Annotated in this window: 15 protein-coding genes; 10 read left to right on the top strand and 5 right to left on the bottom strand. The window is 51.5% G+C overall.

Features of this window, described 5'->3' with window-relative positions:
- The first annotated feature begins 25 nt into the window (after positions 1–25).
- The 4 genes from L2Y28_RS10955 (at position 26) to L2Y28_RS10940 (ending at position 5,024) form a co-directional block, all read left to right on the top strand.
- Complete coding sequence (locus L2Y28_RS10955) at positions 26–2,608, top strand: fimbria/pilus outer membrane usher protein (RefSeq protein ID WP_022648147.1); 2,583 nt, start codon at positions 26–28, stop codon at positions 2,606–2,608.
- Complete coding sequence (locus tag L2Y28_RS10950; RefSeq protein ID WP_022648146.1) at positions 2,608–3,186, top strand: fimbrial protein; 579 nt, start codon at positions 2,608–2,610, stop codon at positions 3,184–3,186. The genes L2Y28_RS10955 and L2Y28_RS10950 overlap by 1 nt, the downstream gene beginning before the upstream one ends.
- A gap of 23 nt (positions 3,187–3,209) precedes the next feature.
- Positions 3,210–4,346: a type 1 fimbrial protein gene (locus tag L2Y28_RS10945; protein WP_022648145.1), complete on the top strand. Its 1,137-nt coding sequence runs from the start codon at positions 3,210–3,212 to the stop codon at positions 4,344–4,346.
- A 120-nt stretch (positions 4,347–4,466) separates the two neighbouring features.
- Positions 4,467–5,024: an OmpH family outer membrane protein gene (locus L2Y28_RS10940; RefSeq protein ID WP_022648144.1), complete on the top strand. Its 558-nt coding sequence runs from the start codon at positions 4,467–4,469 to the stop codon at positions 5,022–5,024.
- Here L2Y28_RS10940 and L2Y28_RS10935 read toward each other — a convergent pair.
- On the bottom strand, positions 5,003–6,391 hold the full coding sequence (locus L2Y28_RS10935) for an MFS transporter (RefSeq protein WP_022648143.1): 1,389 nt from the start codon (positions 6,389–6,391) through the stop codon (positions 5,003–5,005). The two genes, L2Y28_RS10940 and L2Y28_RS10935, sit on opposite strands and share 22 nt — an antisense overlap.
- A gap of 129 nt (positions 6,392–6,520) precedes the next feature.
- Here L2Y28_RS10935 and L2Y28_RS10930 point away from each other — a divergent pair, with 129 nt between their 5' ends.
- From L2Y28_RS10930 to L2Y28_RS10920, 3 genes are all read left to right on the top strand, one after another.
- The gene (locus tag L2Y28_RS10930; protein WP_022648142.1) at positions 6,521–7,450 is read left to right on the top strand and encodes a LysR family transcriptional regulator; all 930 of its coding nucleotides are present in this window, start codon (positions 6,521–6,523) and stop codon (positions 7,448–7,450) included.
- Between the two features lie 63 nt (positions 7,451–7,513).
- Entirely contained in the window at positions 7,514–7,780 is a 267-nt protein-coding gene (locus L2Y28_RS10925; RefSeq protein ID WP_003857131.1) for a DUF1778 domain-containing protein, read from the top strand.
- A complete protein-coding gene (locus tag L2Y28_RS10920; RefSeq protein WP_022648141.1) occupies positions 7,768–8,253 on the top strand; it encodes a GNAT family N-acetyltransferase in 486 nt (161 codons plus the stop codon). The genes L2Y28_RS10925 and L2Y28_RS10920 overlap by 13 nt, the downstream gene beginning before the upstream one ends.
- A 25-nt stretch (positions 8,254–8,278) precedes the next feature.
- Here L2Y28_RS10920 and L2Y28_RS10915 read toward each other — a convergent pair whose 3' ends face one another.
- Positions 8,279–8,848, bottom strand: coding sequence for a hypothetical protein (locus L2Y28_RS10915; RefSeq protein WP_022648140.1), 570 nt, complete (start codon positions 8,846–8,848; stop codon positions 8,279–8,281).
- Positions 8,849–8,980: 132 nt separating this feature from the next.
- On the opposite strand from L2Y28_RS10915, the gene L2Y28_RS10910 reads away from it, so the two are divergent.
- Positions 8,981–9,310, top strand: coding sequence for a hypothetical protein (locus L2Y28_RS10910; RefSeq protein ID WP_022648139.1), 330 nt, complete (start codon positions 8,981–8,983; stop codon positions 9,308–9,310).
- Here L2Y28_RS10910 and L2Y28_RS10905 read toward each other — a convergent pair.
- The 3 genes from L2Y28_RS10905 to L2Y28_RS10895 form a co-directional block, all read right to left on the bottom strand.
- Positions 9,285–9,548, bottom strand: coding sequence for a DUF4225 domain-containing protein (locus tag L2Y28_RS10905; RefSeq protein WP_022648138.1), 264 nt, complete (start codon positions 9,546–9,548; stop codon positions 9,285–9,287). The genes L2Y28_RS10910 and L2Y28_RS10905 overlap by 26 nt on opposite strands.
- A 666-nt stretch (positions 9,549–10,214) precedes the next feature.
- On the bottom strand, positions 10,215–10,979 hold the full coding sequence (locus tag L2Y28_RS10900; RefSeq protein WP_022648136.1) for an SDR family NAD(P)-dependent oxidoreductase: 765 nt from the start codon (positions 10,977–10,979) through the stop codon (positions 10,215–10,217).
- Positions 10,980–11,074: 95 nt separating this feature from the next.
- On the bottom strand, positions 11,075–12,097 hold the full coding sequence (locus L2Y28_RS10895) for an alpha/beta hydrolase (protein WP_022648135.1): 1,023 nt from the start codon (positions 12,095–12,097) through the stop codon (positions 11,075–11,077).
- 332 nt (positions 12,098–12,429) lie between these two features.
- Here L2Y28_RS10895 and L2Y28_RS10890 point away from each other — a divergent pair, with 332 nt between their 5' ends.
- Both L2Y28_RS10890 and L2Y28_RS10885 read left to right on the top strand, forming a co-directional pair.
- The gene (locus L2Y28_RS10890; RefSeq protein ID WP_022648134.1) at positions 12,430–13,329 is read left to right on the top strand and encodes a LysR family transcriptional regulator; all 900 of its coding nucleotides are present in this window, start codon (positions 12,430–12,432) and stop codon (positions 13,327–13,329) included.
- A 92-nt stretch (positions 13,330–13,421) separates the two neighbouring features.
- Positions 13,422–14,321: a LysR family transcriptional regulator gene (locus L2Y28_RS10885; RefSeq protein WP_022648133.1), complete on the top strand. Its 900-nt coding sequence runs from the start codon at positions 13,422–13,424 to the stop codon at positions 14,319–14,321.
- Positions 14,322–14,371: the final 50 nt, after the last annotated feature.

Below are 14,371 nucleotides of genomic sequence, written 5' to 3'. Positions count from 1 at the left end.
TCTCCCGCACGGATACAGGGTTACAATGGAAAAAGTGAAACAAACCTACGTCCTTTCTTTAGGGCTCGGGCTCAGTGTTGTCTTTAGTTCTTTCAGCGCACGTGCGCAGGAACATTTCAACCCTCATCTTTTGGAAACAGACAGCGCAGAAGTGCCAGCAATGGATCTCAGTCTGTTTGCCAAAGATGAGGTGCCGCCCGGGGACTATAACGTCGACATTTTTATCAACGGCAATCTGGTAGACAGTAAAACCCTCTCTTTTCGACGGTTGAAAAGTGCCCCTACGTCAGACCGCACAGGGGCATGCTTAAACGTCACTCAGCTGAAAGCCTGGAACGTTCGTGTCGATAACTATTTTGGCGAACAGGAAAAAGCCAGCGAATGTGTGGATCTGTTTACCATCCCCGGCGCGGACGAAAAAATCGATCTGGCGCAGCAGCGTTTCGACCTGATCCTGCCGCAGGTTGCTTTATTTAACACCGCAAGGGGTTATGTTTCACCGGAGCGCTGGGATGAAGGGATCACGGCGGGTTTACTTAATTACAGCGTCTCAGGTCAACAGGATCTGCATCAACGCAACGGCACCGACAGCAGTAATCAGTTTCTTAGCCTGCAACCGGGGCTGAACGTAGGCGCCTGGCGCTTTCGCAACTATTCCACCTATACCCATTCCGAATCCGAAAATGACTGGGATTCCGTGTATACCTACGCCTCACGGGATATTAAATCTCTTAAAAGCCAGCTGGTACTGGGACAAGGAACCACGCGCGGCGGCATTTTTGATAGCGTCGGTTTCACCGGGGTGCAGATGTACTCGGATAACGATATGAAGCCGGACAGCATGCAAGGCTTCGCCCCTGTAATACGCGGTATAGCCCGCAGCAATGCCGAAGTGACGGTATACCAGAACGGTCACAGCATTTATAAGGCTACCGTGCCGCCGGGGCCGTTTGAATTCAGCGATATGTATCCGACCGGCAGCTCCGGCGATCTACAGGTGGTGATCAAAGAGTCCGACGGTACGCAAAGTAGCTTTATTGTGCCTTACGCCACGCTGCCGGTATTGCAACGTGAAGGTCAGGTGCAGTATGGCCTGGTGGCGGGCAAAACCCGTCAGGACGGGTCGGGTTCACGTGCAGAGGATTTTAACTTTATTCAGGGATCAGCGGCCTGGGGCGTCGGAAAAGGGATCACGCTTTACGGCGGCTATATTCAGGCGGAAGACAATTATTCCAACCTGATTGCCGGAACTGGTTTTAATATGGGCAGCGCCGGAGCGCTCTCATTTGATATTTCCCAGTCGTGGGCGGATATCCCGCAGCCGGACAACATGCGACAACAGGAACACCATAGCGGCCAGTCGTATCGCGTGCGCTACAGTAAGACGCTTCAGCAGACCAACACCGATATTGCCGTCGCCGGTTATAAATTTTCAACCCGGGGTTATCTTTCGTTTCAGGACTTCCTCAATGACTGGGATCCGGGCAATAGCACTATTGATAATGGCCGGGAGCGAAACCGTTTTGATGTGACAATCTCACAGACGTTGCCTTTCGGCACCCTGTCACTGAGCATGTACGACGCCTCTTACTGGAACAGTGAACATGCGGACTCCATGAACCTGGGCTTCAGCAGCACGCTTGGACCGGTGTCGTACTCGCTGAACTATGCCCACTCTAAAAACGTCAATGGCGGTTACAATAACGATTCCGATAACTACGACGACGATAACGTCTTCTCGCTTAACCTGAGCGTACCGTTCAGCGCCTTCAGCCACAGTGAAGCGGCCCGGTCTGTTTCGGCTAACTATTCGATGAACAGTAGTAAAAACGGCGATACCACGCACAACATCGGAATTTCCGGTACCGCGATGCAGGAAAACCAGCTGAACTGGCAGGTTTCAGAAGGCTATAACGCCGATTCTGAAGCTACTAACGGCAATGTCACTGTGGGTTATCAAAGTACTTATGCCGATATGTCCGCAGGCTATAGCTACGACGATTACAGCCGACGAGTGAATTACAGCCTGCGCGGCGGCATGGTGCTGCATCGCGACGGTATCACCCTGGCGCGTCAGCTGAACGATAGCGTAGCGCTGGTTGAAACACCGGGTGTTTCCGGTATGCCGATCAACGGGCAGACGAACGTTCATACCGATTATTTCGGTAACGCCATTGTGCCGTACGTTCGTCCGTATCACAGCAATTCGATCTCACTCAACACAGTGGATTCCAGCGATACTTCTGCGGCCATTGATAACATCGCCAAAACCGTGGTGCCGACCAAAGGGGCGGTAGTACGCGTGAAGTACAACACCTGGATTGGACAAAAGGCGATGATGACGCTGACCTACAACGGTAAACCGGTGCCGTTTGGCGCAGTAGTAACACAAACCAGCGGCGAGTCGGATGACACGCGCAGCAGTATTGTTGGCGACGGCGGGGAAGTGTATCTCGTCGGGCTCGCCGGGAAAGGGCGGTTAATTGTTAAGTGGGGGGAGGCGGCGAACAAGCAGTGCGCCGTTGATTACACACTTGCCGGCGCAAAAACAGAGGCCGATATTTTATTCATCAACGGGGTTTGCCATCCCGTATCGGGAGCAAATTAATGTCACGCTTCATTATTCTCCGTTCCGGCCTTAAATCGCTCATCGGCCCGGGAATGGTATTCATGCTGAGCGTGTCGCCGGCAATGGCGTACACCGATCGCAATGATATTGAGTTCCATGTCACCGGAAACATTATTGATGGCTCATGTAACGTCACCAAACCGGAGGCAGTCGACCTCGGGAAATATTACTGGAAAGACTTTGCCGTAGCGGGGGGGAACACAGGAAATGTGCCAGTGACCATCGCGTTTGACAGCTGCACCGCAGGGTTAAGCCAGGCAACGGTTACCTTTACAGGCGCACCTTACGCTGAAGATCCGGCTTATGCTTCTGTCATTTACGCCAATCAGGTTGCGGCAGATGCAGGCGGCGCGACCGATGTCGGCCTTCAGTTGTTTATCCGTGACCACGAACATCCCATCAGCGGTGTCGCGCTGGCCAACGGCGTGAGCTACCCGGTTGCGCTCGAAAACCAAACCGGCGCGATGACTTTTACTGCCCGAATGTATACCCCACATGGGACCCCAACACCGGGTGCATTCAGCAGTGCGATTACATTGAATGTTGTTTATAACTGAGCTTAAGTGAGCAGACTAATTTCATGTCAAAATATTTATATTATCTGGTCTTATTGCTGGGGACAGTCCCACTATTAAGTCATGCAGCCTGTAACCGGGATAACGGCGATGATGTTACCGTTACGACGATCCCATTACCCTCGAAACTGTTGGTCAGTGCGAAAAATTATACCTTTGGCGAAGTGTTATACGATTCCGGTTATATCAGCGGGACGGATGGGGATGTCACGATTAAAAACTGTAGCAGGGATTATTACGTAGGATTTCATTATAACCCGACTCATTTAGCATCGGCGTCGCCGGTGGGAGATAATATCTACCCGACCACGATACCGGGTATTGGCATTAAGACCTACACGCTTAACCAGGCCGGTCCGTATGATTATGAACGTGCGGTTGATAACTCATGGCAGTCCGGCGATGGCGAGAGCAGCCATACGCTGGCGGGCTCGGCCTATCGTGTGCAGTTGATTGCGACGGGGGGTACAATCCCGGGCGGTAATCTGGCCCTCGAGAGCGGCAAACTGGCGACGGTGGAATTTCGTGAAGGGCAAAGCAGTTCGGATAACGGTGATAATGCGTCAGAAGTCTATTTGTCAAATACGCAGATAGAAGTCTATGCGATGGGATGCTCAGCATCCGTTTCTTCCCTGCTGTTTAATATGGGCGATGTGGATACCTCTGCGTTTGATAATCTTAAGATGGTGGAAGGACCCGAACAGGATGTTGGTCTGAGCTGTCAGCCAGGCACCAACGTGACCATGACCATCAACGGGCCGCTTGCCGAGGGCGACAATGATAATGGCTCAGTGATTGCTTTAGACCAGTCTGAATCGGGTACAACGGCGACCGGTGTGGGGGTCGTGATATCAGCCTATCAACCGGCGTTACGCAGTTTTACCTACTGGGCCATTGGTCAGGAGGTGCAAGCTTTTAATTCCAGTCGTGTAAAAGCCGCATCACAAGGCAGTGGTCTTGCTGCCGATGGTACCGCGATTGCTGATATCGGCTCCGCAACAACCTATAGCGATCCGGCAAATGCAGGCGGGGCCGGAGAGTCTGAAACCTTACGTTTCAAAGCGTGGTATTACAAAACCAGTGACGTTGTCACGCCAGGGCAAGCAAATGCCACCGGGACAATCACCCTTAAATATAATTGATACCTTTGATCATGACAGGGGGTAGCGCTGCGGTTTATTTTTGTACACCTCTGCGCTACCGTTATGTGTTTCTGTCGTGTACATTTCCTCTGCGACCCTATTTATTCGGTGGAACTGACAATGATTACTAAACGGTCTGAGCCACGCTTTTCATTCATTCTGTTAATTTTTGTGTGTCTTGTAGGATTATATTCTTTTAACGGTCACCTTAAGCCTCACGCCGGACAAAAAGGGGTTGCATGTATTTCTTACAAGCGGATCTTGCGTGAATCACCGTTACTGGCACAGGAAAAAAAGCAGAACGAAATACTTCTCGCATTAGCTAAAAAATCCGCGCTTGAAGTTGAGAAAAAATATTACGCTCTGCCAGAACCCTTGCGCCGTGAAATGAAAGCGATCGATGATATGAGTAAAAACACGCAACTGCGGGCAGAGCAGGGTCGCCTGCGGCATATAAGCCAGCGAGTCATATCTGATACCGTTGTAAAATACAGAATAGATCATCACTATTCGGTCGTTTTCAATAAAGATAGCGCCTCTACAGTGGATTATGGTCACGACATCAGTAATGAAATCATTAATGAATTACAGCATGTAAAAGTGGTGTACGGGCCGCGCCCTAATTTTGAAGATGCGACCCGGGAGCTTTTGCTCGCTCAACCTGTTTCCGCAGGATGAGTGATTTTACGCAGTCGGCTCGCGCTGACGATGACCGCTACGGCAGAAGCCGCCGCAGCGATCCACAGTGCAGCATGAATTGCTCTCTCATTTGTCGCCAGCAGTACGCCCACAGCGGCGGTCCCCAGACACTGCCCGAACGTGCGCATAATGGATAACACACCGGATGCATAGCTCGCATAGTCACGACTAACGTTTGAGAGCATTTCCCGGTTATTGGGACTCTGAAAGCAGCCAAATCCCATCCCGCAAACCAGGCTTCGCAGGCAGATATCCCACATCGAAGGGCTGGCGGGTAATGTTGCCAGCAGAATCAAACCGACGACAAAAATCATCAGCCCCAGAGTTGAAATCACCGGGGCGGAAATCGTGTCCGCCCACCGGCCTGCATGCGGCGCAATCAGCACGATCCCGAGCGGCCACGGCGTAAATAGCAGGGCAGAAATCACCGGACTGTAGCCGTATTCGCTCTGAAACAGGAAGGGCAGCGCAATAAAGGTGATACCCTGGCTGACAAAAGCAATCATCGACGTTAAGGCCGCGAGGGTAAAACGTTCATTTTTAAATATGGCTGGCGGCAGTAAGGGGTTATCCGTGCGGCGGATCTGCCAGATAAAAGCCATGCCGCTCAGCGCAGCGAGAACCGTCCAGCAAAGACTACCTGTGTGATAAGTAGCATCCTGGAGGCTGTTCGCCGCCACGATCGTCGAACCCAACAGCAGCGCCGACAATATGGCGCCCAGGGTGTCAAAGGGCGCTTGCTTTCGAACCGCATCCCGCGGCAGCGCTTTGACCGCCAGCAGCAAGGCGAGGGTGCCGGGAAGAACGTTTATCGCAAAAAGCCATTGCCAGCTCAGGGTGTGAAGGATCGTACCGCCCAATACCGGGCCGATAGCGGAGCTGGAGGCGATGAGCAGGGCGTGCAAACCCAGAATGCGGCCAAGCAATCGTCCGGGAAATACGGACCGAAGTATCGCGGGAGCAATACTCAGCGTCGCTGCGCCGCCGATCCCCTGAAGCACACGCATACCGATAAGCACTTCGGGCGTTTTCGCCAGCGCGCAACCCAGCGATGTCAGGGTAAAGGTCGTCAGGCCTGCCAGAAATACGGGGCGATAACCCAGGCGGGCCGCAAGCGCCGCGAATATCGCCAGCGTCATTGCAGCCGCCAGCAGATACCCGTTGGCGAACCAGACGGCATAACTGGCTGGCACCTGTATCTCCTGAGCCATGGAGGGCAGGGCAATATTGATCATGGTGCCATCAAACACGCCCATTACCGTGGTGGTCATTATCGCGGCCATCACCCGTGCGCGCGTCGGGCCAGGCAGTCCATCGTCGCCGGGTTGGCTGGAAAAAAGCATCATCTTGTTGTCCTTAGAGAAGAGTGTGTGGATGACAAAACTATAAAGATGGCTTTTGCAGGGCGGAAGGCGCACCATTTACACTTTATCGTTGCATGAAACGCCTTATCTGAATATGCAGGGAGGAGGGAGATGTCCGAACCCGATTTTAATTTGCTGATAGCACTCGACATATTGCTGAGCGAAGCGAGCGTGGCAGGCGCGGCACGTCGTCTGAACCTCAGCACCTCGGCAATGAGCCGGACATTAAGCAGGTTACGCGACGTCACTGGCGATCCGATTCTGGTGCGCGCCGGACGTAACATGGTACTGACCCCGTGGGCCGAAGCGACCCGGGACCATGCCAGGCGTGCAGTGCACGAGGCCAGGGCGGTATTACAGCCCTCAACTGAAACGTTCAGCGCGCGAAGCCTGGCGCGACTTTTTACCATCAGGGCAAACGATGGTTTTGTGGTGGCGTTTGGGCCTGCGCTTATAGCGGCTGTGGCCGACGCCGCGCCGGACGTCTGTATACGCTTTGCGCCTAAGCCGGAAAAAACGTCGCGCTATCTTCGGGAAGGGCTGGTTGATCTGGAGATTGGCGTCCAGAGTAATATGGGGCCTGAAATACGGCTGCAACGACTGTTTGAGGATCGGTTTGTGGGCGTCGTGCGTAAGGGGCATCCGCTGGCTAAGCAGGCAGAAATAGGGGTGAAGGATTATGTCGCCTGGGGCCATGTGGTAGCGTCACCCGAGGGTGCACTGCACGGATCCGTTGACGATGCGCTGGCCGAACTCGGAACAAAACGTAAAATCGCGAGCGTCGTACCGGGATTTCCGACGGCGCTGTCCGTGGCGGTGGCATCGGATCTTATCGCCATGATACCCGCTCTCTATTTACTCAATCAGCAGGTAACGGACCAGGTACAGGTTTTCGAGCTGCCGTTCAAAAGCCGTCTAATTACGGTATCACAGATGTGGCACCCAAGAATGGAACGCGATCCCGCGCACCGCTGGCTGAGAGAGCAAATTCTTGCGATATGCAGAGTGAAGAGGTCAGACATGATTAAGGGACCTGTATAGCGATTGCTATACGCGCCGCTTATGCTATGCTTGTAAAGCAATTGCTATACAAGAGGTATACCCATGAAATCAGATGTTCAACTCAATCTTAGAGCCAAAGAATCCCAGCGGGCGCTTATCGATGCCGCCGCAGAGATCCTCCATAAATCACGTACTGACTTCATTCTGGAGATGGCCTGTCAGGCAGCCGAAAATGTGATCCTCGATCGGCGTGTATTCAATTTTAACGATGAACAGTATGCAGAGTTCATTGATATGCTTGATGCCCCGGTCGCCGACGATCCTGCCATAGAAAAACTGCTGGCAAGGAAACCTCAGTGGGACGTGTAACCCCCCCAGAGCCCTTATCCAGCGTCCATCAACTGGCGGAGTTCATCAGTGGAGAGGCCGTGCTTGACGAATGGTTAAAACAAAGAGGTCTGAAAAACCAGGCGCTTGGCGCAGCCCGAACGTTTGTCGTTTGTAAAACGGGCACAAAGCAGGTCGCGGGATTTTACTCTCTGGCTACCGGCAGCGTTAACCATACGGAAGCGACAGGTAATTTGCGGCGTAACATGCCGGATCCCATTCCCGTGATTATTCTTGCCCGTCTGGCTGTCGATGTCTCAATACGCGGAAATGGGTTGGGAGCCGATTTACTCCAGGATGCGGTTTTACGCTGTTATCGGGTAGCAGAGAATATTGGGGTGCGGGCGATCATGGTTCATGCACTCACTGAGGACGCCAAAGCGTTTTATATCCACCATGGTTTTAAAGCATCGCAGACTCAGGAACGGACACTGTTTCTCAGGCTTCCTCAGTAGCGGCGGGATTTTATGGAATGAATGTTCAGCCCGTCTGGCTGATAAGCTTGCGCCAGACTCTGTTATGCAAAGTAAATAGCAGCATCTTATAGAAAGCGGTAGAGAGGATACAGCTGCCGCTAAGCCCAAGCATGACAATACTTACCAGTGCCGCGGTCAGGCTGACGCCCGGAGAAGAAGTACCGCTCAGCGCAGCCAGCAGATAGGCTGCCGTTAATACCAGGCTTAGCACCGCCATCGTAAGATGTAACCGCACGGCGCGCATGCTACCTTTACCAATCATAAACATCGTCACTCCGTTGATGCCGGCAAAGAGCAGGGCGATCAGCACAACCCACACGAAAACGCGCTCTGCTGGCTGGCCGAGCGCGGTGAGTACGCCATACCCCAGCCACAGTTGCGGAATGGCGAAACTGACAATCACCCCGAGCGTACTAACCGCTGCCGGAATACCCATGGAATGAAGCCCCACGGGCTTAACCATATCATCAGCCAGCTGCGTCTTCAGCTGCTGCAACTGTTTCGGGGCGGCATTTTTTATGCTGGCGGACACCTCATTACAATATTGCAGGCGACGGGTTAAAACTTTAAACATTTAAATACTCAGTGTTTATTTTCTATATCCAAACTGCCCCCCATTACAACAATCCGGGAAGTTTAAAACAAAAGCAGCAAGGAACCGATCTTATAAATAGTGTATTATTTTTTCAGGTTAAAGGAGACGTGAATGATAGTGAAAAACCAGGAACTCATAGCGGCAGGATTCACCAGTAAGGATATCGAGCGAATCAAACGTCATCAGGCGACGGGGGAATCGCAGGAAAAGGTTCTGAAGGATCTGGCCGGTTATTTCCTGTCGGTAGCCTGGATCACCGGCGGGATGGCCATCATCACCTTGTTCACCGCGATCTTTGGCAGCGCCAGCCATGTTATCTCCTGTGTGGTTGCCGTCGTCTTTTTGCTAATTGTTCTGCTTCTGGTGATGCCGGTCAGACTTGGCTATAAATCATGGAAGCTGATGAGAACACAGATCAGCGACTCCGGTCATCACGGGTAAGGAGTTCCAGTACCACCTTCGCGCTCACCCCCCATCCCATAACCTTCATCGTCAGTTTACCCGGAGACATGGTTTCCACCTTGCGGTAATAGTCTCCGGGAAGATAACGGAAAAGACGCCAGGCATCAGCTTTACCAGTCATACCAAACACCCCATAAACGCTGGCTGCAAGCGTGGTTGCGTTAAAGATCCCCAGGCCAACATCGCGACTGAACCCCATAAATTCCGCTATGGACATAGCGCCGTCCGCTATTAGAAACGCAGCGAACACAGAATGTTTTCTTGAATCCCCAGATGTTTCTTGCTCAGTTCATTCATTCCATAAATTGTGGCGAACATAACCGGTAGGGTAGTCACATCATCAACTATGAGATGATTTCTCTGATTCATCGGTAAGCTCCTGAAAGAGAGGAACTCATGGACTAAAGAATAAACTCACCGTATTTAACTTATGTTTTACGAAAGCTTAGTTCATAATGCATCTAGCGTATATCTCATTGTTTTAGAATATCTTTTTATGAATAGGATGAGTTCATATCAAAAGGACTTCATGAACTAAGAAGAAATGCGCCTTCTATGTATGTTATCTGAGAGCTTACTCTTCGTCAGTTCAGGAATGTCTTCCCAACGCTCGTGTAGAAATAACACTCGGTATGAGAAAAGTGGGCAAGGATTCGGGTTAGGATCTGTAGAGAAGACCGATTATTGCAGGAGGGTTATGAAAGCGAAGGTTTGTTGCGTCTGGTAGCATGGCTGCATCAGTCATCCCGTTGAAGATAAGGGCTTGAAAGGTGATAGATGACCGTACAGGCGGTTTAACAGAAAAGTTAAAAAAGCCCTGTTAAACAGGGCAGTGTTTCAATGAGGGAAAACAAACAGGGGGTAATAATTAGGGCAGCTATGCTTAGCGCGTGGTCAGGCCGCCATCAACCGAAATTGACTGGCCTGTAACGTAGGACGATGCATCACTGGATAACCAGAGCACGGCATCGGCAATTTCTTCCGGATTACCATGGCGCTGCAACGGAACGGCTTTCACCATGCCTTCCAGGGCTTCTTTCTGGCCTGATGCGACCATAGCATCGACCATTGGCGTCCAGATAAGTCCCGGACAAACTGCATTCACCCGGATGTTCCGGCCTGCATATTCAAGAGCTGCACTCTTGGTCAGGCCCAGCACACCGTGCTTCGCGGCGTGGTAGTTCGCACGTTCTGCACCGCCCACAATTCCGCCGATAGAAGAACAGTTTACGATGACACCACTTTCCTGCTTGCGCATCTGCTGAAGTTCATACTTCATACATCCCCAGACGCCCCGGAGGTTCACGGCATTAACGCGGTCGAAGTCCTCCACGGTAGCGTCCGCGATTTCGACAAGTTTATTCTGTACACCGGCATTATTAAATGCGATATCCAGACGACCGTAAGTAGAAACAGTGAATTGAACCATCGCTTCAACTTCATCAAGATTTGCCGCATTACAGGTAAATGATTTAGCTTCGAAGCCACGGGAAATCAGATCGTTTGCGGCCTTATCTACCAGTTCAGAATTAATATCCGCTAACACGACGGCTGCCCCCGCTTCTGCATAAGCACGAGCAGTTGCAAATCCAATACCGGACGCGGCACCGGTGACCAGCGCGACTTTATTTTTCAGTGAAATATTCATAATTTTCTCCTCTTAATATTTTGCCCGCAGAAGGTCCCTTAGCGTAATTTCGGACTTTCTGCTGCTTATTCACATACACCTACGTGAGGATATGATTAAAGGTTTTTGCTAAAGAACTCTGCCAGCTTATTCAGTGCAGGGTTAACAAACTGCGGCTTGTCATATAAATCAAAATGTGATGCACCAGGAATAATAACCAGCTCTTTCGGTTCTTTCGCTCCGTCATAAGCCTGCTGGCTGAATTTTCTTGTTTCAGCTTTTTCACCGGCAATGAGCAGCACGGGGCGGGGCGAAATCAAATCCATATGCTCAAGTGGATAGTAGGCCATATGGAGTCCTGGACTGGTGACGACATAACGGTTACGTGCATTCGGATGAGCTCCTCTCGGAGTCAGGTAATAATCAGTCGCCTCCCGGACAAAGTTAGGCGTACTGGCATTTACCGTATCCCGTGAAGGCAGCAACTGCTGAACCAGCACCGATGCACCGCTGGCCTCTTTGTTCAGTTGTTCATCCACGCTTTGCATCAATTTTGTGCGATCGCTTGCCGTAACCGGCAGGCCTTCAATACCGTTGCGGGTTGCATCGCCAATATCATAGGTGACGACACCGGCAACAGCCTTTACGCGTAAATCGTTTTGCGCTTCGTGCAGCGTATAGCCTCCGCCAGCACAAATGCCGAGAGTACCAATGCGGCCCGGATCAACCTGCGGCAGGCTGGCAAGATAGCCAATAGCACTGCGGATGTCCTGTACACGGTCGGACGGATTCTCCAGGTCACGAGGCAACCCACCGCTTTCACCATAATGCGACGCATCATAAGCCAGAGTAATAAACCCACGCTTTGCCAGCTGTTGTGCGTAAAGCCCGGATGTCTGCTCCTTAACGCCCCCCCAGGGATGAGAGACTACGATAGCCGGATATTTACGGGCGCTGTCATAATCAGGCGGGAGATATAAATTACCCGCCATGGTTAAGCTGCCATTTTTAAACGTAACTTTTTGCGAACCTGAAACATTGACGCCCTCGGCGACAGTCGAAGGAATTTTTTGTGCAGCCATAACAGAGCCTGCCGCCAGCATTGAAGCACACAAAAGAGAAACCTTAATTAAGGACATAGTATTACCTCACTGATGAGATTGACAGGAGCCACCGTATAAGCCGAAAGCACAAGTTGGACTGTAAAAATATCCGTATACGTTCAGCTTTATTTTTCAGGTGCCTATAGCCAGCCGAAAAGAATCAATTCTGATATAATTCCTGGACGGGCAAATAAAAACGTTATTGAAGATCAGCCAGTGGTTATTAATGTACATCAGGCTGGCTCGGTTAAACACCTGGTTTAATTTCTGACATTCATAAATGAAATTCATTAATGCCCGTGATATCTTATCCACATTATCTGGAGACACTGTGTCGTCCGGGGGGACACAGCCGGTGAGGGAGAAAGATGGCAAGAGAAGGGTTCAGTGAATTAATCGCACTCATTGCAGTTGCCCAGACGGGCAGTTTTACCCGAGCAGCGGCTCAGCTGGGCGTCACACAACCTGCACTCAGCGCGAGCATACGCGGTCTTGAGGAACGGCTGGGAGTGCGTCTTGTCCAGCGCAGCACACGAAGCGTTGCGATGACAATGGCGGGCCAGCATCTCGTCGAGCGTCTGGTACCGGAGTTTGAGCAGATCACAAATGAACTGGAATCCCTCAATGACTTACGCGACAGACCTACCGGAACGCTGCGCATTACCGCCATTGACTACGTCATACGCTCGGTTCTGTGGCCCCGGTTAACCCCTTTTCTGAGACAGTATCCGGACATTACCGTTGAGCTTATCAGCGAGTATGAAAGCGTAGATATTGCTGCCCGGGGGTATGATGCTGGCGTCCGGTTTGGGGCCGACCTGGCCCAGGACATGATTTCCGTTCGCATCAGTGCAGACGTGAAAAATGCGGTTGTCGCTTCAGCAGAGTATTTTACGCGCTACCCGATCCCGCAACATCCGGACGAACTGAGCCAGCACAGCGGGGTTCGTTTACGCATGTCCACCTACGGTGGGTTGTATGACTGGGAATTTGTTGAGGATAACCGCGAGTTCAGCGTCAAAATCAACGGGTCGGTAATATGTAATAACGTTTACGACATACTGGAAGCAGTGAGGCGAGGCTTCGGTCTGGCTTACCTTCCACTGGATATGGTACAGCCCTTGATTGATAGCGGAGAGCTGATTTCTGTACTCCATGACTGGTGCCCTCTCTGGCCAGGGCTACACCTTTATTATCCAAACCGGCGACAGCATTCCAGAGCCATGAGTCTGATGGTGGAGGCACTACGCTTTCATGTGAATGACTGAACCGGATATCGCTGCCAGTCACTTAAACCAGAGCAGCGAATAATCAGTACATGTTGTTAAACAGATTTTTTCCAGAGAACAGGTGACGAAGCATGTCAGGCGAAATATTCCGGGATCTAACTGCATTTATTACCATTGCCCGGCACAGAAGCTTTACCAGAGCGGCCGCAGAGCTCGGCGTTTCGCAATCAGCATTAAGCCATGCCATCCGCAATCTGGAAGAGCGGATCGGGCTGCGTCTTTTGATTCGTACCACACGCAGCGTTTCCCCGACCGAGGCGGGTAAAAGATTGCTGGAACGCGTTTCCCCCAGGCTGGATACGATTGCCCGTGAGCTGACCTCCGTCAGGGATTTGAGCAGTACTATTGCAGGTACGGTAAGAATGACGGTCTCTGATTTTGCCTATAAGACTTTTGTATGGCCACGCCTCAGCGAAACGCTACGCCATTATCCGGACGTCAGGCTTGAGCTCTCTCTGGATGCAGCACTGACCGATATAATTACGGAGAGATTTGATGCCGGTATCAGGGACGGTGATTCGCTTGGCAAAAATATGGCCTCTGTGCGCATCAGCCCGGACTTACGTTATTCAGCAGTTGCCTCTCCCGGTTATGTTCAGGATAAAGGGCTACCGCTTATACCCGGTGATTTAGGCCAGTATTCCTGTATTAGTACCCGCTTTACGCCAGGGGGAAGCACAACGCCATGGATAGTGAAGGAAAATGAAACGGGGCAGATTTTACGGCCTGCGGGCCATCTGATCTTTAATTCATATTATGCTGCGATGGATGCAGCGCTGGCGGGTTACGGCATTGCCTTTTTACCGGAGATACTCAGCCAGCCATGGCTGGATTCAGGAAAACTTGTGCCGATCCTGCCTGGATGGTGGGCAGAACGACCGGGTTTTTATATTTACTATCCGGGAGAACGTCAGATGCTGCCTGCGCTCTCCATGATTGTTGAAACGCTGCGATATGAGCCGCCAGTATAATGCCATTTCTGCTCAGAACCGCTTGACCCGGGAAGCAGTGAAAGGCCAGG

The organism is Enterobacter sp. JH25, from assembly GCF_021725435.1.
Lineage (GTDB): Bacteria > Pseudomonadota > Gammaproteobacteria > Enterobacterales > Enterobacteriaceae > Enterobacter > Enterobacter intestinihominis.
Note: the sequence above shows the minus strand (reverse complement) of the source record. Positions and strands in the feature narration are given on the sequence as shown.

What these genes read in the sequence shown, in the direction of transcription:
- L2Y28_RS10950 (WP_022648146.1), top strand. Translation starts at nt 2,608, where the DNA reads ATGTCACGCTTCATTATTCTCCGTTCCGGCCTTAAATCGCTCATCGGC.
- L2Y28_RS10890 (WP_022648134.1), top strand. Translation starts at nt 12,430, where the DNA reads ATGGCAAGAGAAGGGTTCAGTGAATTAATCGCACTCATTGCAGTTGCC.
- L2Y28_RS10925 (WP_003857131.1), top strand. Translation starts at nt 7,514, where the DNA reads ATGAAATCAGATGTTCAACTCAATCTTAGAGCCAAAGAATCCCAGCGG.
- L2Y28_RS10955 (WP_022648147.1), top strand. Translation starts at nt 26, where the DNA reads ATGGAAAAAGTGAAACAAACCTACGTCCTTTCTTTAGGGCTCGGGCTC.
- L2Y28_RS10945 (WP_022648145.1), top strand. Translation starts at nt 3,210, where the DNA reads ATGTCAAAATATTTATATTATCTGGTCTTATTGCTGGGGACAGTCCCA.
- L2Y28_RS10915 (WP_022648140.1), bottom strand. Translation starts at nt 8,848, where the DNA reads ATGTTTAAAGTTTTAACCCGTCGCCTGCAATATTGTAATGAGGTGTCC.
- L2Y28_RS10940 (WP_022648144.1), top strand. Translation starts at nt 4,467, where the DNA reads ATGATTACTAAACGGTCTGAGCCACGCTTTTCATTCATTCTGTTAATT.
- L2Y28_RS10905 (WP_022648138.1), bottom strand. Translation starts at nt 9,548, where the DNA reads ATGTCCATAGCGGAATTTATGGGGTTCAGTCGCGATGTTGGCCTGGGG.
- L2Y28_RS10930 (WP_022648142.1), top strand. Translation starts at nt 6,521, where the DNA reads ATGTCCGAACCCGATTTTAATTTGCTGATAGCACTCGACATATTGCTG.
- L2Y28_RS10935 (WP_022648143.1), bottom strand. Translation starts at nt 6,391, where the DNA reads ATGATGCTTTTTTCCAGCCAACCCGGCGACGATGGACTGCCTGGCCCG.
- L2Y28_RS10910 (WP_022648139.1), top strand. Translation starts at nt 8,981, where the DNA reads ATGATAGTGAAAAACCAGGAACTCATAGCGGCAGGATTCACCAGTAAG.
- L2Y28_RS10885 (WP_022648133.1), top strand. Translation starts at nt 13,422, where the DNA reads ATGTCAGGCGAAATATTCCGGGATCTAACTGCATTTATTACCATTGCC.
- L2Y28_RS10895 (WP_022648135.1), bottom strand. Translation starts at nt 12,097, where the DNA reads ATGTCCTTAATTAAGGTTTCTCTTTTGTGTGCTTCAATGCTGGCGGCA.
- L2Y28_RS10900 (WP_022648136.1), bottom strand. Translation starts at nt 10,979, where the DNA reads ATGAATATTTCACTGAAAAATAAAGTCGCGCTGGTCACCGGTGCCGCG.